13 protein-coding genes are annotated in these 21,279 nt (G+C 73.6%); 7 read left to right on the top strand and 6 right to left on the bottom strand.

The annotated features are described in order from the left end of the window. Positions 1-74: 74 nt before the first annotated feature. The 3 genes from ACZ4FH_RS35455 to ACZ4FH_RS35445 all read left to right on the top strand — a co-directional run bounded on the left by ACZ4FH_RS35455 (position 75) and on the right by ACZ4FH_RS35445 (position 3,370). Positions 75-1,316, top strand: a complete 1,242-nt coding sequence (locus ACZ4FH_RS35455) for a glycosyltransferase family 39 protein (protein WP_467310047.1) — start codon at positions 75-77, stop codon at positions 1,314-1,316. Between the two features lie 97 nt (positions 1,317-1,413). Further along, positions 1,414-2,928: a methyltransferase domain-containing protein gene (locus ACZ4FH_RS35450; protein WP_467310045.1), complete on the top strand. Its 1,515-nt coding sequence runs from the start codon at positions 1,414-1,416 to the stop codon at positions 2,926-2,928. Positions 2,929-2,995: 67 nt separating this feature from the next. Then, entirely contained in the window at positions 2,996-3,370 is a 375-nt protein-coding gene (locus tag ACZ4FH_RS35445; protein WP_467310043.1) for a DMT family transporter, read from the top strand. Between the two features lie 169 nt (positions 3,371-3,539). Here the strand turns inward: ACZ4FH_RS35445 and ACZ4FH_RS35440 are convergent, their stop codons facing one another. The 5 genes from ACZ4FH_RS35440 to ACZ4FH_RS35420 form a co-directional block, all read right to left on the bottom strand. Next, on the bottom strand, positions 3,540-5,690 hold the full coding sequence (locus ACZ4FH_RS35440) for a bifunctional glycosyltransferase/CDP-glycerol:glycerophosphate glycerophosphotransferase (RefSeq protein ID WP_467310041.1): 2,151 nt from the start codon (positions 5,688-5,690) through the stop codon (positions 3,540-3,542). Positions 5,691-5,833: 143 nt separating this feature from the next. Then, complete coding sequence (locus ACZ4FH_RS35435) at positions 5,834-6,754, bottom strand: carbohydrate ABC transporter permease (protein WP_467310039.1); 921 nt, start codon at positions 6,752-6,754, stop codon at positions 5,834-5,836. Next, positions 6,751-8,181: a carbohydrate ABC transporter permease gene (locus ACZ4FH_RS35430; RefSeq protein WP_467310037.1), complete on the bottom strand. Its 1,431-nt coding sequence runs from the start codon at positions 8,179-8,181 to the stop codon at positions 6,751-6,753. Before ACZ4FH_RS35430 ends, ACZ4FH_RS35435 begins: the two co-directional genes overlap by 4 nt. A gap of 4 nt (positions 8,182-8,185) precedes the next feature. Continuing rightward, positions 8,186-9,556 carry an ABC transporter substrate-binding protein gene (locus tag ACZ4FH_RS35425; protein ID WP_467310035.1) on the bottom strand — a complete coding sequence of 457 codons (1,371 nt, stop codon included), beginning with the start codon at positions 9,554-9,556 and terminating at the stop codon, positions 8,186-8,188. A 406-nt stretch (positions 9,557-9,962) separates the two neighbouring features. Next, positions 9,963-13,646, bottom strand: coding sequence for an FtsK/SpoIIIE domain-containing protein (locus tag ACZ4FH_RS35420; protein ID WP_467310109.1), 3,684 nt, complete (start codon positions 13,644-13,646; stop codon positions 9,963-9,965). A gap of 506 nt (positions 13,647-14,152) precedes the next feature. On the opposite strand from ACZ4FH_RS35420, the gene ACZ4FH_RS35415 reads away from it, so the two are divergent. The 3 genes from ACZ4FH_RS35415 (at position 14,153) to prfB (ending at position 18,405) form a co-directional block, all read left to right on the top strand. Next, complete coding sequence (locus tag ACZ4FH_RS35415; RefSeq protein ID WP_467310033.1) at positions 14,153-15,802, top strand: serine/threonine-protein kinase; 1,650 nt, start codon at positions 14,153-14,155, stop codon at positions 15,800-15,802. A 178-nt stretch (positions 15,803-15,980) separates the two neighbouring features. Then, positions 15,981-17,219, top strand: coding sequence for a serine/threonine-protein kinase (locus ACZ4FH_RS35410; protein WP_383640971.1), 1,239 nt, complete (start codon positions 15,981-15,983; stop codon positions 17,217-17,219). A gap of 79 nt (positions 17,220-17,298) precedes the next feature. After that, positions 17,299-18,405 carry a peptide chain release factor 2 gene (gene prfB, locus ACZ4FH_RS35405; protein WP_383640969.1) on the top strand — a complete coding sequence of 369 codons (1,107 nt, stop codon included), beginning with the start codon at positions 17,299-17,301 and terminating at the stop codon, positions 18,403-18,405. Between the two features lie 60 nt (positions 18,406-18,465). On the opposite strand, the gene ACZ4FH_RS35400 is transcribed toward prfB, so the two are convergent. Next, positions 18,466-19,842, bottom strand: a complete 1,377-nt coding sequence (locus ACZ4FH_RS35400) for a histidine-type phosphatase (protein ID WP_467310030.1) — start codon at positions 19,840-19,842, stop codon at positions 18,466-18,468. A gap of 444 nt (positions 19,843-20,286) precedes the next feature. Here ACZ4FH_RS35400 and ACZ4FH_RS35395 point away from each other — a divergent pair, with 444 nt between their 5' ends. Then, positions 20,287-21,141, top strand: coding sequence for a hypothetical protein (locus tag ACZ4FH_RS35395; RefSeq protein WP_385113607.1), 855 nt, complete (start codon positions 20,287-20,289; stop codon positions 21,139-21,141). Positions 21,142-21,279: the final 138 nt, after the last annotated feature.

Genomic DNA, 21,279 nt, shown 5'->3' with positions numbered 1-21,279 from the left:
TGCGAGCGACTGCCCGGACAAGTCTGTTCATCGGTGCGTTGCTTAGCGTCGCCGGGTTGCTACGTTCTGTTTTCATGGGTATCCGAACGCGGGGCGAGAACGGGAGCGTGCGCCGGGCGAGGACCGTGGTGTCGGCCGTCGCGGCTGTCGGTCTTCTGACGCGCATGCTCATCGCCGCGCATTCACCGGGACCCGCGGATGTGCGCTTCTTCCAGGGATTCGCCAAGGCGCTCACGGTGTACGGGCCCCTCCGCATCTACGAGGAACCACTCCCTGGACTCCCCGTCTACAACCATCCGCCCCTGGCCGGCTGGATGCTGCTCGGACTGAACGCCCTTTCCGAGCACGGCATGTCGTTCGCCACGCTGATGCGCTTTCCCGCCTCGCTCGCCGATTTCTGCTGCGCGCTGCTCGTGTTCGAGATCGTCCGCCGCCGCGCCCGTCTCGGCACCGCCGTCCTGTGCGGGGCCGGGGTGGCCCTCAGTCCGGTGCTCCTCGCGACCTCCGGCTACCACGGCAACACCGACGCGGTCGCCGTCGTGTGCGCGCTGGCCGCCGCCCATCTGCTCGCCGACCGCAGGTCACCCCTGGCGGCGGGGATCGCGGCGGCCCTCTCGATCAGCGTCAAGTTCGTCCCCGTCGTGGCTCTCCCGGCCCTGTTCGTCGCCGCCCTGCGCGGCGGCCGGCCGGCGGCGCTCCGGTTCACCGCCGGGTTCGCCGCCGTGATCGCCGTGGTCTGGGGGCCGGTCCTGGTGACCGTCCCCCGCCACCTCAAGGAGAACGTCCTCGACTACACCGGCGGCTCCTACCACCTCTGGGGACTGATCCGGTTCGCCGACGTCCTCGGGCTGCCGGAGGCCGCCGTCACCTTCATGCAGGGCAGCGGCCACCTCCTCTTCGTGCTGGTCTGCGTGGCCGTCGGCGTCCGGCTCGCGGTGCTGCGCCCCGACCAGCTGCCCGGCGTCACCGCCGCCACGCTCGGCCTGCTGCTCCTGCTCTCCACCGCCTCCGGGCTCCAGTACCTGACCTGGGCGGCGGCCGCGATGTTCGTCCTCGGGCCCTGGGAGGGGTTCGCGTTCAACGCCGTGGCCGGACTGACCGCCGTCCTCGGCTACGGCGGACGCTCCCCCGTGCGCTGGAGCGAACCGGTGCTCTACCTGGGCGCCGCCGGCTGGTTCGTCCTCGCGGCGGGACTCGCCACCGGCATCCACGGCCTCCTCACCGCACCCCCGGCCACCGGCCCGGAGAACCGTTCCGGCCCGGCGGAACCGTCCCCGCCCCGCACCGCACAGCCCTCCCGCTCCGCCGCCCGCTGACCCCGGCGCACCGAGCCGCTCCCCTCACCCCTTCCGAGCCCACGACCACGCCACCGCCCGTCCCCGAACCGCACCGAGCACAACAGGAGAACGCCCCGTGAAGGAAAGCCCGAGCCCCAGGATCGGCATCCTGGTGGTCGCGTACAACGCGGAGACAACGCTGGAGAAGACCCTCGACCGGATCCCGGAGGACTTCCGGTCCCGGATCGACGAGATCCTCATCCTCGACGACGCGAGCCACGACGCCACCTTCACCGCGGGCTGCCGCTGGTCGCAGGCCGAGGGAATGCCCAGGACCGTGGTCATGCGCCACACCAAGAACCTCGGCTACGGCGGAAACCAGAAGGCGGGATACGCCCTCGCCGCCGCCCACGGACTCGACATCGTCGTCCTGCTGCACGGCGACGGGCAGTACGCCCCCGAATTCCTCCCCGATATGGTCGCCCCCATCGAGAACGGCGAATGCGAGGCCGTGTTCGGCTCCCGGATGATGAAATCCGGCGGAGCCCGCAAGGGCGGTATGCCGATGTACAAATGGCTGGGCAACCGCATTCTCACCCGGCTGGAGAACCGGCTCCTCGGATCCGATCTCACCGAATTCCACTCCGGATACCGCGCCTACAGCGTCGAGGCCCTCAAGAAACTGCCCGTCGACCGGAACACCGACGCCTTCGACTTCGACACCCAGATCATCGTCCAGCTCCTCGACGCCGGCATGCGGATCAAGGAGATCCCCGTGCCCACGTACTACGGCGACGAGATCTGCTACGTCAACGGCATGAAATACGCGAAGGACGTCGTCAAGGACGTCCTCGAATACCGGCTGGCCGTCAAGGGGTTCGGCACCTGCGCCTGGATCCCCAAGCCCGTCGAGTACGCCTTCAAGGAGGGCGACGGCTCCTCGCACGCGGTCATCCTGGAGAAGATGCGCACCATGCCGCCCGGCCGGGTCCTCGACCTCGGCTGTTCCGGCGGGCTGTTCGCCCAGCGCCTGGAATCCCTCGGCCACGAGGTGACCGGCGTCGACTACGTCGAGGTGTCCGGCGTCCGTGAACGCTGTACGCACTTCCACCTCGCCGATCTGGAGGAGGGGCTGCCCCCGGAGATCGGCACCGGCTTCGACTACGTGGTCGCCGGGGACGTCATCGAGCACCTCTCCCGCCCGGAGCGGGTCCTCGCCGAGATCGCGACCGTGCTCCGGCCGGGCGGCGAAGTGCTGCTCTCCGTACCGAACTTCAGCCACTGGTACTCCCGCATGCGGGTCGCCGTCGGCGCCTTCGGCTACGACCGCCGGGGCATCCTCGACGAAACGCACCTGCGCTTCTTCACCCGGGCCAGCCTGCGCCGCACCGTCCGCGACGCGGGCTACGACGTCCTGGACCTCGCCTCGACCGGGGCCCCGTTCTGGTCCCTGCTGGGACGCGGGCCGCTCGCCTCGGTCCTCGGCGGGGTGTCGCGGCTGCTGACCCGGATCCGGCCGACGCTGTTCGGCTATCAGCACGTCGCCCTGCTCACCCCGCACGCGGCCGAGACGATCATCGCTGGAGAGCACGTCGATGTTCAGGACATCCTCAACCGACAGTACGTCCCCGGCGACCGGGTCGGCGTCTGAGCCCGCGATCCCCGAACCCACCCGCGCCCCGGACTCCGCGCCCCGGGCCGCCGTCAGGAGCAAGGCCTTGACCCTCTCCAGTCTCCTCCTGCTGCTCTTCGCCGTGTTCTCCTCGGCGGGCGGGCAGATCATGCTCAAGCACGGGATGAGGAGCGCCGCGACCGCCGCGGGACGGGACGGCACCTCGGTCGCGCTGCGCGCCGCCACCAGCCCCTGGGTCGTGATCGGTCTGGTGGTCTTCGCGGTCTCCGCGCTCGCCTGGATGTCGACGCTGGCCACGGTGCCGCTCTCGCTCGCCTATCCGTTCAACGCCCTCGGCTATCTGCTGATCGTGGGGGCCGGGGCGACGGTGCTGCACGAGCGGACCTCGATGTGGACCTGGGGCGGCTCGCTGCTCGTGGTGGTCGGCCTGATCACGGTCATGGCGGGCCAGCAACGCTGACCCCGCCCCGCCGCCACGGCCGGGGGGGGGGGGGGGGGGCGCGCGGGGCCGGGGGGGGGCCCCCCCCCCCGGGCGGCCCGGGGCCCCCCCCCCCCCCCCCCCCCCCCCCCCCCCCCCCCCCCCCCCCGGCGCCCCCCCCCCCCCCCCCCCCCCCCCCCCCGGCCGTGGGTCAGACCTCTTCCCCCAGCAGCACCCGGCGCACCACCCGCTCGGCGGCGCGGCCGTCCCCGTACGGACAGAACCGGGCCCGGAACGCCGCCAGCAGCTCCCGGCTCTCCGGGCCGTCCCACTCCCCGTCCCGGAAGATCCGGGCCAGCTCCTCCGTGCTCGTCGCCACCGGGCCCGGGGTCTCGCCCGGCCGGCCCGACAGCAGATCGAAGACCACCCCGCGCACCGTGCGGTAGGTCTCCCAGTCCGGCGCGTGCACCACGATCGGCCGGTCCAGATGGGCGTAGTCGAACATCACCGACGAGTAGTCCGTGATCAGCGCGTCCGCCGCCAGACACAGCTCCTCGATCCGGGGGTGGTCGCTCACGTCGAGGACCGAGGGGTGCTCCGGCAGCCCCGTGTCCCCGTAGAAGTAGTGCGCGCGCACCATCAGCACGGTGTCCGGCCCGGCCTCGGCGCAGAACCGCTCCAGGTCCAGCCGGCTGGTGAACCCGGCCTCGTAGTCGCGGTGCGTCGGCGCGTACAGCAGGGCCCGCTGCCCGGGGCGCAGGCCCAGGGCCTCGCGGGCGGCCCGCACGTCGTCCCCGGTCGCGGCGGCGAGCACGTCGTTGCGCGGATAGCCCGTCTCCAGGCTCCGCGCGGCGCCCGGATAGGCGCGCGCCCACACCTCGGTGGAGTGCGGATTGGCCGAGACGCTCCAGTCCCACCGGTCGATCCGCTTGAGCAGCCGGTCGAAGTTCAGCCCCTGCGCGGCCGCCGGGTAGTCCTGCTGGTCCAGGCCCATGATCTTCAGCGGGGTCCCGTGATGGGTCATCACATGGACTTGGCCGGGGCGCTTGACCACGTGGTCGGGGAAGTTGACGTTGTTGAAGAAGTACGTGGCGCGGGCCATGACGGACCAGTAGCGACGGGTGCCGGGCACCACGTGGTCGATGCCCTCGGGGACCGTGTCCACCTGGTTCTTCGAGACCACCCACACCCCGCGCACCCCCGGGGCCAGCTCCCGGGCCTTGCGGAACACGGCCTCCGGATTGCAGCTCACCCCGCGGTTCCAGTACGCGGCGTAGACGGCCAGGCCCGGGTCGAGCGAGCGCGTGCGCTGCCACCAGTAGTACCGCTTGCTCAGGGTCCGCCTGGCCTGTCCCCGGACGGCGTCCGGGGCGGCGCGCAGCCCGCGCCGCACGGCGAGCACCGCGTCGAGGCCGCCGAGCGCGGCGTACTTCCCGCCGCCGATCAGCCGGGGGCGCAGCCCGCGCGCCCCGCCCGGGAAGCGGAAGCCCTCCGGGCGGTGGGCGCGGTGGAAGGCGGCCACCGCGCGCACGTACCGCCGCCGTCCGCGCCGCACCGCGGGATAGCCCGACAGCAGTTCCTGGACGGCCCGTTCGAAGAGCAGCGGCCGGACGGGCTCCAGCCGGGGGCGTTCGCGCAGGAACTCCATCAGCCCGGTGTACGCCTCGACGAGCCCGGCGGGGGCGGCACCGGGTGCCTCCTCCTCGCCGTGCCCCGGGATGCCGCGCTGCTGGCGGTGCTCGACGCAGGCGACGGGCAGGACGGCCACCGACTCGGCCGCCGCCAGGGTCTGGAGGGCGTACATCCGCTCCCCGTGCGGACCCGGTCCGAAGCTCAGCTTCTCGCCCTCGTGGAGCGAGCGGCGCACGGCCCGGTTCCAGGGGACCGGGGCGATGTCGAGGAGCCCGGCGCGCTCGGGCCCGGTCAGCGGGCCGTCGTCGAGCCCGCCCAGCAGCTCCAGCGACCTGCTCGGCCGGGGCCGGCCCCGGAAGGGCCGCTTGTGGTGGCCGTACAGCAGCAGATCGGGATCGCCCGCCTCCGCGAGCCGGCCGGCGACGGCGCCCAGCGCGCCCGGCAGGAGGACGTAGTGCGCCTCCAGATGGAGCAGATAGTCCCCGACGGCCCGCTCGGCACCGGCGTTGCGGCACCCCTCGGGGCCGGCCCCGTCGGGGAGGTGGATGGCCTGCACCCGGTCGTCGCGTCCGGCGAACTCGTCGAGCAGCAGCCCCGAACCGTCCGGTGCCGCGTCGTCGACACCGATCACCTCGATGTCCGTGAACGACTGCGCGAGCACCGACTCCAGGCAGGCGCGCAGACTGCCCCGGGCGCGACGGACGGGGATGATGACACTCAGGCGGGGCATACGGTCTCTTTCTCGGCCGGGGACACCCCATAAACGCCCGAAGGAGTGACAGGGTTACGCCGGCCCCGCCGCCCCCGCGAAACGCCAGGTGGGGGCGGCCCCGGGCATCCCGGAGACCGCCCCCGCCCCGCCTGTCCGGCCGCCTACTTGACGGCGCCCGCCATCACGCCGGAGACGAACTGGCGCTGGAAGGCGAAGAACACCGCGAGCGGGATGACCATCGACACGAAGGCGCCGGGCGCCAGGACGTCGATGTTGTTGCCGAACTGCCGTACCTGCTGCTGGAGCGCCACGGTGATCGGCGGCGAGTCGGAGTCCGCGAAGATCAGCGCGACCAGCATGTCGTTCCACACCCAGAGGAACTGGAAGATGCCGAGCGAGGCGATCGCGGGACCGCCCAGCGGCATCACCACCCGGGTGAAGAGCCGGATCTCGCCCGCCCCGTCCAGCCGGGCCGCCTCCAGGAGTTCCCGGGGGATCTCCGCGAAGAAGTTGCGCAGCAGGAAGATCGCGAAGGGCAGGCCGAAGGCCGTGTGGAAGAGGACCACCCCGAAGGTGGTCTCGAAGATCCCGACCTCGCCGAAGAGCTTGGAGACCGGGATGAGCGCCACCTGCACCGGCACCACCAGCAACCCCACGACCAGCAGGAACCACCAGTCGCGGCCGGGGAAGTCCATCCAGGCGAAGGCGTATCCGGCCAGCGAGCCGATCACCACGACCAGGACGGTCGACGGCACGGTGATCATGACGGTGCTGAACAGCGAGTCGGTGATCGCCGAGTTGTCGAGCAGCCGGGAGTAGTTGTCCAGGGTCAGCTCGGACGGGGCGGTGAAGACCTTCCACCAGCCGGAGGCCGCGATCCGGTCGGCGCCGCGCAGCGAGGAGAGCAGCAGCCCGATGGTCGGCATCAGCCAGAACAGGGCCACCAGGACGAGGAAGACCCGCATCGCACCGCCGGCGGCGCGGGCCGCCAGCCGTGCCGCGAACGGGGTCCGTTCCTTCACGGGGCCGGCGGGCGCCTCGCCCGGTCCGGCGGGGGCGGCCGTGGCCGAGGGCGTCGTCATCGGCGCCCCTCCTTCCGTATCCGCCTGATGTTGAACAGCATCACCGGAATCACCAGCAGCAGCAGGAGTACGGCGATGGCGCTGCCGACGCCGAGGTCCGCGTCGGTGCCGAACGAGGAGCGGTAGAGCTGGAGCGCCAGCACGTTCGCGTCGTCCTGCGAGGAACCGGGCGCGATGATGAACACCAGGTCGAAGATCTTCAGCACATTGATCATCAGGGTCACCAGGACCACGGCGAGCACCGGTGCGAGCATCGGCACGGTGATCCGCCGGAACACCTGCCACTCGTTGGCCCCGTCGACCCGGGCGGCCTCCAGGAGTTCGCGCGGCAGTCCGGCCAGGCCGGCCGCGATCAGCACCATGGCGAAGCCCGCCCACATCCAGACGTAGCTGCCGATGATGCCGGGCGTGACCAGGGACGGGCCGAGCCAGTCCACACCGTTGTACGGCTCCCGGAAGTTGGAGGCGGGCAGCCGCAGTTCGGCGCCGTCGGCCGAGGCGGGCAGGGTGAACACCCCGTCGGCGCCCGCCCTGGCGGTGGCGACGACCTTCCCGTCCTTGACGGCCTCCACCTCGATGCCCTTGAGCCCCAGCTCCCGGGCGTCGATGACGTTCGGCTTCCCGCCGCCGCCCTTGGTGAAGTCCAGCCAGGCGGTGCCGGTGATCTCCCCGTCGGACGCGGGCTCCGGCGCCCTGGCCGGGCGGGCGTCGCCGGGCATCTTCGCCGGGAGCACCCCGACCAGGGGCAGCTGGACCGGCTGCCCGGCCCGTACGGTCGTCTTCGTCACGAACGCGCCGCCGCCCGCCGCCTTCAGCGGATGGACGGGGAGCGGATGCGCCTTGGGGAAGCCCGCCGACTCGCTGAACGTGTCGTGCACGCCCACCCAGACCGCGTTGGCGACCCCGCGCTCGGGCGCCTGGTCGTAGACCAGCCGGAAGATGATCCCCGCCGCCAGCATCGAGATCGCCATCGGCATGAAGACGATCAGCTTGAACGCCGTGCCCCAGCGGATGCGTTCGGTCAGCACCGCGAAGATCAGCCCGAGCGCGGTGGAGACGGTCGGCGCGAACACCACCCAGACCGCGTTGTTCTTGACCGCCGTACGGATGGTGTCGTCGGTGAACAGCGTCCGGTAGTTGTCGAACCCGGCGAACCCGGTGCCCGACTGGTCGAGGAACGACCGGTAGACCGAGTACACGATCGGATAGACCACGAGCGCGCCGAGCAGCACCAGCGCGGGCAGCAGGAACACCGCCGCGACGGCTTTACGGGTGCCGGTGACGCTCCGGGCGGTGCGGCCGGGGCCGGGCGGACCGGACCGGCCGCCGGACGAGGGCGCCCTGGGGGCGGGGACGCGGTCCCCGCCGGACGGTTGTCTGTCGGCGGAGGGCGCCTCGTCGGCGCCCCCCGCTGCGGCTGTCGTCATCGCGTCAGCTCTTGTACGCCTTGGCCGCGTCGGACTCCAGTTTCGCCTGGGTCCCCGCGATGTCCTTCGGGTTCTTCAGGAAGTCCTGGAGGGTCTTCCACTCGCCCTTGCCGGGCGTCCCGCCGAACGACTGCGGGGCCTGGTCGGACATGTCGAACCGGACGTCGTCACCGGCCGCGATGAGCGCCTTGGCGATGGTGCGCTGCACCTCGTTGGGGTACGCGCCCGGGTCCAGGGCCTTGTTCGGCGAGATGTACCCGCCCTGCTCGGCCCAGATCTTCGCCGCGTCCGTGGAGGCCAGCCAGGTCAGCAGGGCCTGGGCCCCCTTGCTGTCCTTCAGGGCCACGGCGGCGTCGCCCCCGGTCACCACGGGGGACTCGGCGCCGACCGCGGGGAACGGGAACACCTTGGCGTCCGTACCGATCTTCGCCTTCGTCTGCGCGATGTTGATCCCGACGAAGTCGGCCTCGAAGACCATGGCGCCCTTGGGCTGGTCGCCCCCGGTGAACGTCTGGGTGACCGAGGCCGGGAACTCCGTCTGGAGCGCGCCGTCGGCACCGCCCGCGATCAGGGCGGGCTTCCCGAAGAGCTGCGCGAGCGTGGTCAGCGCGTCCTTGACGGACGGGTCCGTCCACTTGATCCGGTGCTGGGCCAGCTGGTCGTACTTCTCCGGACCCGCCTGGGAGAGGTAGATGTTCTCGAACCAGTCGGTGAGCGTCCAGCCGTCCGCGCCGGCGACGGAGACCGGGGTGACGCCCGAGGCGGACACCGTCTCGGCGGTCGCCAGGAAGTCCTTCCAGGTCTTCGCCTCGGACGCGCCCGCGTTCTCGAAGACCTTGGCGTTGTACCAGATCAGGGACTTGTTGGCGGCCTTGAAGTACACGCCGTACTGGGTGCCGTCCACCGCGCCCAGGTCCTGCCAGACCTTCGAGAAGTTCTTGGCCAGCTCGGCCTTCGCCTCGGGCCCGGCCGGCTTCGCCCACTTCTTCTCGACGGCCTGCTTGATCGCGCCGACCTGCGGGATCATCGCCACGTCCGGCGGCTGGCCGCCCGCGATCTTCGTACCGAGGAAGTTGACGATCGGGTCCTGCGCGGGGACGAACGACACCGTCGCGCCCGTGCGCTTCTCGAACTCCTTGAGGACCTTGACGAAGTTCTCCTGCTCCGGCCCCGTCCAGACCGCCGCGACGGAGATCTTCTCCCCGTCCAGTTTCGGTAAGGCGACCCCCGACGGGCTCCCGGAGCCCTCGGACGCCCCGTCCTTGCCCTTCGTGTCCTTGCCGCCGTCACCGTCGTCGCCGCAGCCGGTGAGGGCCAGCGCGCCGATGGCGGTGAACACCAAGGCGGCCCTGCGAATCCGAAGCGTTGTGCGCATCCCTGCCCCGTCTCTCCTGTGCGCGTGAGCGGACCGGCACCGGCCGGGATCCCGGGGGTGCGGCCCTCTGTCACGTCGTCCTGTGCGCACAGTCCTACGCCCGGCCCACCGGCGCCGCAATACCGTCATCGGGCCCAACTCGTTGATCGTGATGGGCTCGTGACGTGGGGTCAGTGTGATGTCTGGGGTTATTGGGAGTACTTGGGAGCGGTGGGGGTCAGAGGGGCGCGGACGGGGTACGCGTACCCGTTTGCGAACCGGGAGACGGCTGCGGGAGGGCGGTTCCGGGGACGGCGCGGCGCGTGCGCGCGGGGCGGTGGGCACACGCCTTCGGCGGGACCCGTGCGGCGCGTGACTGCGGGGCGGTGGGTGCGTGCCGTCACCGCGACCGCCCCCCGGGCCGGTGTCACGAGGGCGCCGGGGCCAGCGGGGCGACGGGCTCGGCGTTGACCGAACGGGCGGCCCGCTCCAGCGCGCTGGCGAGCAGCGCGAGGTCGGTCGGCCCGTTGCCCAGCTCGCGGACCGGGCGGCGGGTCGGCGGATCGCCCATCCGCTCCCATTCCAGCGGGACGACGGTGGGCCGCAGGGTCGCCGTGCGCGGGATGCGGCCCGTCACCCGGCCGCCCTGGAACGGTGTCACCCGTCCGTCGGGGTGGCCCAGCCGCCCCCGGCCGGGGGCCGGTTCGTCCGGCGACGGCGGCACCACGGGCGCGTCGAGCACGATGCGCAGCCGGGCGCCCCGGGCCAGCTCGGTGTCCTCCGTGCGCTCGGGGCGGGCGGAGGTGGCGACGAGGTGCATGCCGAGCCGGCCGCCCTCCCGGGCCACCGCCTCCAGCGCCCGGACGACGGAACCGGCGGCGGGACGCCCCGGGCTGCCGAGGGCCGGGGCGAGCAGCGCGTCGAAGTCGTCGACGAGCACGACGAGCCGGGGCAGCGGGGAGGGGCCCGGATCGGCCGTCCGCGCGGAGGCGGGCCGCAGCCGCAGCGTGCCGCTCATCGAGGACTCCACGTCACCGCGCTGCTCGGCCGGGCCCGGGGGACGCGGACCGACCATCCGCCGGGCCACCTCCTGCCGGCTGTGCCACTCGGCGAAGTCCAGCCCGTCCAGCAGCTCGGCCCGGCGCTTCACCTCGCCGCCCAGCGCCTGGGCGAACTCCCGCATCCGGACCGGGTCGCAGGCCACGAGCCGGGTGAACGCGTGCGGCAGCTCGGTGCACGGCCCCAGGCTCTCGCCGCGCTCGCCGCCCGCCCCGTCGACCAGCAGGAGCCCCAGCCGGTCCGGCCGGTCGGCGGCGGCCAGCGAGGCGGCGACCGCCCGGAGCAGTTCCGTACGCCCGCTGCCGCCCGGCCCCTCGATGAGCAGATGCGGCCCTTCCTCGGCGAGGTCCACGCTCACCGGCCCCCGGGGCCCGGCCCCGAGCACCACCACCGGCCGCCCGGCGGACGCCGTGACCGGCGGCGCGGCGGCGGCCGGTGCGGCCGGTGCGGCGGAACGCGTCGCCACCCGGGGCGCGTCCGCCTGACGCGGACCGCTCACCCGGTTCGACGCCCGCCCGGACCCCGCCGTCCGCACACTCCCGTCCCCCGGCCCTTCCGCCCTGTCGTCGCCCCAGGACCGCGTGTCCGACCCCGGCAGCGTCCGCGAACTCGGCGTCTCCCCGGGCCACCCGTCCGCCCGGGGGCGGGTGGTGCGTCCGGATCCGGGTGCGTCGGGGTAGGGGGTGCGGCCGGAAGCGGGGGTTTCCGGGTATGGGGTGCGTCCGGACGACGGCGCGTCCGGGTACGGGGTGCGGCCCGAGCCGGGGGTCTCCGGGTACGGGGTGCGTCCGGAGCTGGGTGCGTCGGGGTAGGGGGTGCGGCCCGAGCCGGGGGTCTTCGGGTACGGGGTGCGTCCGGACGACGGCGCGTCCGGGTACGGGGTGCGGCCCGAGCCGGGGGTCTCCGGGTACGGCGTACGTCCGGACGACGGCGCGTCCGGATACGGCGTGCGCCCCGAGCCGGGGCTCTCCGGTGCCGGGCGGGGGTAAGGGGTGCGGCCCGACGCGGGGGAGCGCTGGGGGGCGACGCGGGGGGTGTCGTCGGGCGGGGCAGCCGTGGTGCGGGGGGCCGCGCCGGGCTGGTCGTCCGCCGTGGAGGCCCAGCGGGCCATCAGGGAGGCCGGGGTGGCGCGGGCCAGGCCCAGCTCGTCCAGGAGGCGGGCGGACGGGGGGAGTGCCACGGCCGCGCGCGGACCCGGGGGCACCGCGGGGCCGTCCACGCGCAGCGGGGCGAGCGCCCGTCCGAACCGTTCCGCCCAGTGCGCCGAGACCGCGTCCACGGCGGCCACCGTGCCGTGTCCGGCGGCGCGGCCGCCCGCCGTGCGCAGCAGCCGCAGGGCCGTCGCCACATCGCCGCTGAGCATGGCCACGGCCCCGCACTCGCGGAAGGCGATCGAGGCGTGGCACGCGGCCTCGTAGGTCGCCGTGACCGGGGAGGTGGGGGTCGCGGCCGGGGTCTCGGCCAGACAGATCAGATGGATGCCCGCGGCCGCCCCGGCCGAGGCCAGCCGGGCGGTGTGCTCGCGCAGGACCGCGGAGCCGGGGTCGCCGTCGACGACGACCACCGTGAACGGACCCTCGTGGGCGCGGGCCGCCTCCGCGACGGTCGCGGCGTCGAGACTGGCCCAGCCCGGCCCGAGCGGGCCCTCGTCCAGCCGGCGCACCAGCTCGTTCGTCCGCGCGAGCGCCTGCTCGCGGTCGTACGCCAGGAGCAGCCGGCAGTCCTGGCCGTGCATCGGCCGCAGATGCGGCAGCCAGCCCAGCCAGCCCCAGGCGCGGCGGCGCTCCTCCGCGCCGCGCGCCCGGTCCGTACTGATCAGGACGATCTCCAGATCGGCGGGGGAGTGCAGCGCGGCCAGCTGGGCCACCGCCGAGCGGGCGAGCCCCGCCAGCCGCTCCCGGGGACCGGCCAGCCCCAGCGAACCGGCCTCCCGCAGCCCCACCGTCACCGGGACCGACGGCAGGTCCGCCCGGTCCGTCGTGCCCAGCCGGACCACCAGCGCCTCCGGATGCGCGGTGTCGCGCTCCCAGAGCCGGGGACCCGGGCCCAGCGCGGTCAGCAGGACGGCGGCCGGATCGGGCCAGGTGCCCTCGGGGGCCGAGGGGAGCGCGGCGGACGCCGCCGCGGGGACCGGCGCGGCAGCCGCCTCCTCGTCACCCGCTCCGGGCGCCGGATCGCCCTTGCCGCCCGTCAGCCGGCGCGCCCAGGCACCGAGACCGCCGCGGCGGGGCGCCTCGCCGTCCGGCACCCGGCCGGCCCGCCCGGCGGCGGGGTGCGGCCGGGCCGGGGCACCGGAATCCGCGGAGTGCGCGTGCCCCGTGGAGGCGGCGGGCCGCCCGTGCTCCGGGGGGCCGTCGGGGCCGGGACCGTCCGGCGGGCCGCCGGGCGCGGTGTGCGGCGCGGGCGCGAGGGCGACCCGCAGATGGCCCTCCCCGTCGGGTGCGGTGTCCAGCGCGGGCGGCCGGGCGCCCGGGGCGAGCCGGAGCGTGGACTCGCCGAGCCTCAGCAGCGCACCGGGGCCCAGCCGGACCGGCCGGTCGCGGACCTCCGCGCCGTCGAGCGTCGTGCCGTTGGTGGAACCGAGATCGGCGACCGAGACCCGGCCGTCCGCCGAGACCGTCACCGCGCAGTGCAGCCGGGAGACGTCGGGGTCGTCGAGCGGCACGTCCGCGTCGGCGGAGCGGCCGATCCGGATCTGTCCGCCGTGCAGCAGATGGACGCCGCCCGCGTCGGGGCCGGCGATCACGTGCAACTGGGCCGGAACGGCGGCGTCGGGGGTCTCGTCCTCGCCCGGCACCTGGAGCGAGAGCACCGCCCCGTCGACCAGCGGGGGCTCACCGAGCGCGCACCGCTGCGCGTCGAGCCGCTCCCGGCCCGCGTACAGCACCACCGCGCCGCCGCCGAGGGTGCCGTCGGGGCCCGTGACGGACGCGGCCAGGTTGGACGCCACGGTGGCCAGCGCCGTCCCCGCGGGGGCGGTGACCAGCACGTCGCAGGCGCGCGCGGGGGTCTGGCCGCTGCGCGGCGCCAGGACGGTCAGCCGGATCTGCATCGCCGTCAGCGGTCCCTTCTGCGCGCGGTGCCCGGCGAAGGAGACGCCCTGTGAACTCCCCCCACCCGGCACGGACGCGTCGTCCGGTACAGGTTCGTCACGCACCGCGGGGCTCCCGACCGCGCAGTCGTGCTGGAGGCATCCTCGCACCTGCCACCGACAACCCGCCCCCGGGTCACCGCTCAATGATCTTGAAACGTCGGCTGTGCGCCCAAAAATGCCCCCTTGGCCGGTCGCCCCGGGCGGCCCGAGGGGCTTCTGGGGCGCGCGGCGCGCTCCCGCCACGGCCCGGAACCGTCCGTTCGCACCCGTGTGCGGCAACCATCCGCCGGGGGCGGGCGTCTTTCCCCACGACCGGAGAAGCGGTGGGAATGGTGGGGAATGCGGCAGAAAAGGTACCCTTCCGGACTCGGTCAACACCGTCAGCCGCCCCACTAGAGTGGGCCCGACTCCGGACGGAAGCGGACCGGGGCCCATGACCCCACGACCAGCAGGGAGCGCATGACGTGCGGCCCGTAGGCAGCAAGTACCTGCTCGAAGAGCCGCTGGGACGCGGCGCCACGGGAACCGTATGGCGTGCCCGCCAGCGCGAGACCGCGGGCGCCGAGGCGGCTGTCGCCGGCGAGCCCGGCGAGACCGTGGCGATCAAGGTCCTCAAGGAGGAGCTGGCCAACGACGCGGACGTCGTGATGCGGTTCCTGCGGGAACGCTCCGTCCTGCTGCGGCTGACCCACGAGAACATCGTGCGCACCCGCGACCTGGTCGTCGAGGGCGATCTCCTCGCCCTCGTCATGGACCTGGTCGACGGCCCCGACCTGCACCGCTACCTCCGGGAGAACGGTCCGCTCACCCCGGTCGCCGCCTCGCTGCTCACCGCCCAGATCGCGGACGCGCTCGCCGCCAGCCACGCCGACGGCGTCGTCCACCGCGATCTGAAACCGGCCAATGTGCTGCTCTCCGAGCGCGACGGCGAGATGCACCCGATGCTCACCGACTTCGGGATCGCCCGGCTCGCCGACTCCCCGGGGCTGACCCGGACCCACGAGTTCGTCGGCACCCCCGCCTACGTGGCGCCCGAGTCCGCCGAGGGCCGCCCGCAGACCTCCGCCGTCGACATCTACGGCGCCGGCATCCTGCTGTACGAGCTGGTCACCGGCCGTCCGCCGTTCGCCGGCGGCACCGCGCTCGAAGTCCTGCACCGGCACCTCAGCGAGGAGCCCCGCCGCCCCGGCACCGTGCCCGCCCCGCTGTGGACGGTCATAGAGCGCTGCCTCAGCAAGGACCCCGACCGCAGGCCCAGCGCGGAGAACCTGGCGCGCGGGCTGCGTACCGTCGCCGCCGGCATCGGGGTGCACGCGAACTCCGCGCAGATCGCCGCCGCCGACGGGGTGGGCGCCCTGCTCGCCCCCGACCCGGCGCCCACCGCCGTGCCCGAGACGCCCGGCGCCGCCGACCCGACCCAGGTGCTGCCGAGCAACGCGGGCGCGTACGACCCCAACGCGGCCACCAGCGTGATGCAGCACAACGCCGGACCCGGCGGCGGCCACGCCGACCCGACGGCGGTCATGCCGCCCGTCCCGCCGCGCCCCGAGGGCACCCCGCAGCCCGACGGACCGCACCCCTGGCAGTCCCAGCTCCAGGCCGCCCGCGACCGCAACGAGCAGACCCAGGTCCAGTACCTCGACCCGGGCCAGGACCCGCTGCGCCGGCGCCCCCAGCGCCAGCAGCCCCCGCCGCAGCAGCAGCCGCGACGCCAGCAGCAGTACCAGCAGCCCCAGCAGCCGCAGTACCGCCAGCCGCCCCAGCAGCAGTACCAGCCCCAGCAGTACCACCAGCCGCAGCAGCAGCAGTACGCGCCGCCGCAGCAGCCCCAGGCGCCCGCGCAGCGCCCGCCCCGCGAACCGCGCGAGCCGAGGCGGCGCAGCGCCAACCCGATGAAGATCCCCGGCCTCGGCTGTCTCAAGGGCTGCCTGTTCACGCTGGTGCTGCTCTTCGTCGCGAGCTGGCTGATCTGGGAGCTGACCCCGCTCAAGGACTGGATCGGCCAGGGGCAGAGCTACTGGACCGCGGTCACCGACGCCGTCGACACCGTCACCGGCTGGATCTCCAAGCTGGGCGGCGACAGCGGCGGCACCTCCGGAACCAGCGGGAACTGACCGGGGACGCTCCCCGACCCTGTAGCTATATCGACTTCCGCGGACCAATTCCGAGGCATTTCGCCCGCAGAAGCGAAGGATGGTGCCATCCACGGCACACGGCCCCCCGATCGCCGCGTAACTTTGTCGACCGGGGGTTGTGGAGCGACGTCCATCGCCAGCCGCTGAGGGAGCAGTCTTGGCACGGAAAATCGGCAGCCGGTACACCGCCCACCAGATCCTGGGGCGCGGCAGCGCGGGCACGGTGTGGCTCGGCGAGGGACCCGAGGGGCCCGTCGCCGTCAAGCTGCTCCGCGAGGACCTCGCGTCCGACCAGGAGCTCGTGGGCCGGTTCGTCCAGGAGCGCACCGCCCTGCTCGGCCTCGACCACCCCCATGTCGTCGCCGTCCGCGATCTCGTGGTCGACGGCAACGATCTGGCCCTGGTGATGCAGCTGGTGCGCGGCACCGATCTGCGCACCCGGCTCGACCGCGAGCGCCGGCTGGCCCCCGAGGCCGCCGTCGCGATCGTCGCGGACGTCGCCGACGCGCTGGCCGCCGCGCACGCCGCGGGCGTGGTCCACCGCGACGTCAAGCCGGAGAACATCCTGCTCGACATGGAGGGACCGCTCGGCCCCGGCAACGCCCACCCCGCGCTCCTCACCGACTTCGGCGTCGCCAAGCTCATCGACACCCCGCGCCGCACCAAGGCCACCAAGATCATCGGCACGCCGGACTATCTGGCGCCCGAGATCGTCGAGGGCCTGCCGCCGCGCGCCGCCGTCGACATCTACGCCCTGGCGACCGTGCTGTACGAGCTCCTCGCGGGCTTCACGCCCTTCGGCGGCGGCCACCCCGGCGCCGTGCTGCGCCGCCATGTCACCGAGACCGTGGTCCCGCTGCCCGGCATCCCCGACGAGCTCTGGCAGCTGCTCGTCCAGTGCCTCGCCAAGGCCCCCGCCTCCCGGCTGCGCGCCTCCGAGCTGGCCGCCCGGCTGCGCGAACAGCTCCCGCAACTGGCCGGCATCCCGCCGCTGGACGTCGACGAGCCGGACGAGGAACCCGAGCCGGAGCCGTACGACGAACAGCAGTACACCCCCGCCGACGAGGAACCCCGCCGCCGCGGTGCCGTCCCCCTGGTCCCGGGCTCCTCGCCCGACTCCAACCGGGACACCCACACCAGCATGCGCGTCCCGGCCCCCGACGAACTCTCCGGCGGCCCGCACGGCACCGCCCGCGCCCCCCGCGCGCCCGGCCGCCCCCGCCCCGGCTCCGCCCGCAACAAGCAGGCCGCCCTCCGCAAGCGCCGCCTCACCCTCGGCGCCGCCGCCCTCGTCCTCGCCGCGGCGATAGGCGCCGGCAGCTGGCTGGCCCTGGGCGGCGACGACGCGGGAGCCTCCCCCCAGGACACGGAGAACTCGGCACCCGCCACCCCCTGACCCGGCCCTCCGCACCGCCCCGGGGCGGTGATCGAGCGGCCCGAGGAACGTCCGCGCCGACAGCCGTTAGGCTGGACCCGTGGCAGTCGTCGATATTTCCGAAGAGCTGAAGTCCCTCTCCTCGACCATGGGGTCGATCGAGGCCGTCCTGGACCTGGATGCGCTGAGGGCGGACATCGCCGCGCTCGAGGAGCAGGCCGCCGCGCCGTCCCTCTGGGACGACCCGGAGGCGGCACAGAAGATCACCAGCAGGCTTTCGCACCTCCAGGCCGAGGTCCGGCGGACCGAGGCGCTGCGCGCCCGGATCGACGACCTCGGGGTCCTCTTCGAGCTCGCCGAGGCCGAGGACGACGCGGACACGCTCGCCGAGGCCGAGTCCGAGCTGGAGTCCGTCCGCAAGGCGCTGGACGAGATGGAGGTCCGCACCCTCCTGTCCGGCGAGTACGACGCCCGGGAGGCCCTGGTCACCATCCGGGCCGAGGCCGGCGGCGTGGACGCGGCGGACTTCGCCGAGAAGCTCCAGCGCATGTACCTCCGCTGGGCCGAGCAGCACAACTACAAGACCGAGGTCTACGAGACGGCGTACGCGGAAGAGGCCGGCATCAAGTCGACCACCTTCGCCGTCGAGGTGCCCTACGCCTACGGCACCCTCTCCGTCGAGCAGGGCACGCACCGGCTGGTGCGCATCTCGCCCTTCGACAACCAGGGCCGCCGCCAGACCTCCTTCGCGGGCGTCGAGGTGCTGCCCGTGGTCGAGCAGACCGACCATGTCGAGATCGACGAGTCCGAGCTGCGCGTCGACGTCTACCGCTCCTCCGGCCCCGGCGGCCAGGGCGTCAACACCACCGACTCCGCGGTGCGCCTGACCCACCTGCCCACCGGCATCGTCGTCTCCTGCCAGAACGAGCGCTCGCAGATCCAGAACAAGGCCTCCGCGATGAACGTCCTCCAGGCGAAGCTCCTGGAGCGCCGCCGCCAGGAGGAGCAGGCGAAGATGAACGCCCTCAAGGGCGACGGCGGCAACTCCTGGGGCAACCAGATGCGCTCCTACGTCCTGCACCCGTACCAGATGGTCAAGGACCTGCGCACCGAGTTCGAGATGGGCAACCCCGAGGCCGTCTTCAACGGCGAGATCGACGGCTTCATCGAGGCCGGCATCCGCTGGCGCAAGCAGAGCGAGAAGTAGCCGGCCGCGACGGGCCCGGGAGCACCTGCTCCCGGGCCCGTCGCCGTGTTCCCACCGGTCTCAGGACGCCTCGCGCCCCAGGCACCGCTTCAGCTCGTCCACCTCGTAGTAGTAGCTCCCCTTCGTCACCGGCACACAGCCCGTGCGAAAGGCGGTCTCCTTCTCGTTGTAGAGCATCCGTACGAGGTACGCGCTCCCGTCGCCGTTCCCGCTCCGGAACAGGTCCCACTGGATGTTCGCCGCCATGGGAGCTACCGAACCGCCGCGCCACGGGTTGTCGGCGTAGGTGTACGGACGCTCCGGCGACACGGGGCGCGTGCTGCCGGGCAGCCCCATCAGCGCGGCCAGCGGGATGATCTCCTCCGCGTGGGTGAAGCGGAGTTCCGCGCCCAGGCCGCCCGTCCCGTTCCGCGCGGCGTCGATCTTCGCGAAGAAGTCGTCGAGCAGGACGTTCGCCATCCGGTACGTGATGTCGCTGTCGTCGAAGCCCGGACCCTTCTCGTAGAAGTCCTCGGCGTCGCTCAGATACGCGAACCAGCGGGCCTCGCGCGGTGCGATCCAGCGGGACAGGTCCCAGTCGCCCTCGTCCGCCATGGCCGGGGCGATGCTGTAGAGCGCGTAGACGGCCTGCGCCGCCTCCACCTCCGTACCGACGGAGGCGAACTCGCCCGCCGAGATCCGCCGCACGAACTCCGGCGCGAAGATCTTCCCCAGCACCCGGCGGGCGGCGGTGCGCGTGGCCGGCCGGTCGGTGATCGCGTCGAGCGTGGCGGCGAGCCGGGCGTCGTTCTCGACGTAGTCCCGGTACTCCGCGCCGCCCGCCGTCTTGTGGAAGTAGAGCAGGTCGGGGTCGGTGCGGGCCGGGCCGATGAGCGGCGCCAGCGCCGGGTTCCGCGCGGCGAGGGCCCCGGCGAACAGGTTCCCGCTGTCGACGGCCCGGTCCTTGCCGGAGCTGACCACGTCGATGCGCTCGGAGCGCTCCGCGATCCGCGCGAAGAGTCCGGGCAGCCGCTCCTCCAGCCGGACCGCGGTCTCCCGCATCTCGCGTACGCCCCGGCCGCTGAGCTGCCCGTACCCGACCCGCTCCATCGCGGCCAGCAGCGACCGCGTCTCCTCGCCGAAACGCTCGCCCGAGGGCGCGAGCTGCCCCTCGGCACGCGCCTTCTCCCACAGCGCGAGGATCAGATCGCCGTCCTCGCTGTCCGAGGCCGCGCGCGAACCGTGGCGCGACACGTTCTCCGTGAAGACGGGGACGAAACCCTTCGGCGCCCGCTGGTAGGAGCGCGGGTTCTGCTGGGGGGCGTACGGCGTCTTCGTCGCGTAGAAGCCGGAACCGGGGCCGCGGCCGGACGGGGGCGCCGCCTGGGCCGGTACGGCCACCGGCAGCAGCGCCGAGACCGCGAGGGTCAGCGCGAGGGCGGCGGTTCGTTTCTGCATGGATCTCACCAGGTTCGCAGGAGGGGGCGTGCGGGACGTCCGCATCCTGGTGCTCCGGGATGAACCGGGAGTGGACGCCGGGGGACGGGCGGATGCGCGCCGGTCCGCACGGCCCGTCCGCGGGGCGCGCGGACATTCGGGGGGCGTGAAAGGGAGTTGGCGTTGCGAGTTGCGCAGAAGGCGTGGTGAGTGCGTCACAGTCGTGACCCTGAATGAGGATCAACTCTCCCCAAAACGGGGCACATTGCGCGGAATGGCCTTGACGTAGTCCTTAACTCTGGACAGGGTGCTAAGGCAGCATGCGTATGTCTGGGACGGGTGTGATCGGGGGCGGGCGGCATGGCCACGGCGCGACGTGGGCCGGCGCTCGGAGCGAACCCCGCCCGGCCGTGCCCCGCATATGGCTGCTCCACTGACGAGAACAGCTACTGGGGGTAGCAGCACATGACAAAGAAGACGCGAGTCCGCGTCGCGCGGATAGCCGCGGGTGCGGTGATCGCCGCGGGCGCCTCGCTCACGGCCGCCGGCGCGGCGCAGGCCGTCGGTATCGATGTCGGTGTCGGCGGCCTGTCCGTCAAGGCCGACGTGGACAAGAACGGCATCGCCGTCAAGGCCGGCCCGCAGGGCGAGTCCGAGGGCGGCGACGCCGGCGGCGGCGTCGACGAGGGCCAGGCCGCCGGTACCACGGGCGAGACCAGCACCACCGGTGAGACCACGGGTGAGACCACCACCACGGGTGAGACCACCACGACCGGCGAGACCACCGGCGAGACCACCACGACCGGTGAGACCACCACCACGGGTGAGACCACCACGACCGGTGAGACCACGGGTGAGACCACCACCACCGGTGAGACCACCACGACCGGCGAGACCACGGGTGAGACCACCACCACCGGTGAGACCACCACGACCGGCGAGACGTCCACCACGGGCGAGACCACCGGCAACGCCAGCACCACCGGCAACACCACGGGTGAGGCCAACACCTCCGGCAACGCCAGCTCCGGCACGTCGGGCAACGCCAGCTCCGGCACCTCCGGCAACGCCAGCGCCGGTTCCAACGACGGTGGCACCGGCACCTGCACCGTCGACCTCGACGGCGCCGAGTGCGCGGACAACACCGACACCGACTCGGTCGGCAACCAGCCGGCCGAGCAGGGCAAGGGCAAGGACGAGCTCGCCGAGACCGGTGCGGCCGAGACCACGTTCCTGCTCGTCGGCGCCGCGACGATGATCGCCGGAGGCATCGGCTTCCGGATCCTGCCGCGTCTGGTGAACGGCCGCACGGCCGCCTGACACCGCATGCGGTGACCGATCGCACACAGAGAGGCGGGGGGGGGGGGGGGGGGGGGGGGGGGGGGGGGGGGGGGGTGGGGGGGGGGGGGGGGGGGGGGGGGGGGGGGGGGGGGGGGGGGGGGGGGGGTGGGGGGGGGG

It is taken from the genome of Streptomyces sp. NPDC024555 (assembly GCF_055559335.1).
The sequence above is the reverse complement of the archived record's forward strand: the minus strand, read 5'-3'. Positions and strand labels throughout refer to the sequence as shown.

Bases quoted from the DNA above. Each gene is read 5' to 3' on its own strand.
- ACZ4FH_RS35425 (WP_467310035.1), bottom strand. From the start codon at position 9,556: ATGCGCACAACGCTTCGGATTCGCAGGGCCGCCTTGGTGTTCACCGCC.
- ACZ4FH_RS35430 (WP_467310037.1), bottom strand. From the start codon at position 8,181: ATGACGACAGCCGCAGCGGGGGGCGCCGACGAGGCGCCCTCCGCCGAC.
- ACZ4FH_RS35395 (WP_385113607.1), top strand. From the start codon at position 20,287: ATGACAAAGAAGACGCGAGTCCGCGTCGCGCGGATAGCCGCGGGTGCG.
- ACZ4FH_RS35400 (WP_467310030.1), bottom strand. From the start codon at position 19,842: ATGCAGAAACGAACCGCCGCCCTCGCGCTGACCCTCGCGGTCTCGGCG.
- ACZ4FH_RS35420 (WP_467310109.1), bottom strand. From the start codon at position 13,646: ATGCAGATCCGGCTGACCGTCCTGGCGCCGCGCAGCGGCCAGACCCCC.
- ACZ4FH_RS35435 (WP_467310039.1), bottom strand. From the start codon at position 6,754: ATGACGACGCCCTCGGCCACGGCCGCCCCCGCCGGACCGGGCGAGGCG.
- ACZ4FH_RS35440 (WP_467310041.1), bottom strand. From the start codon at position 5,690: ATGCCCCGCCTGAGTGTCATCATCCCCGTCCGTCGCGCCCGGGGCAGT.
- ACZ4FH_RS35455 (WP_467310047.1), top strand. From the start codon at position 75: ATGGGTATCCGAACGCGGGGCGAGAACGGGAGCGTGCGCCGGGCGAGG.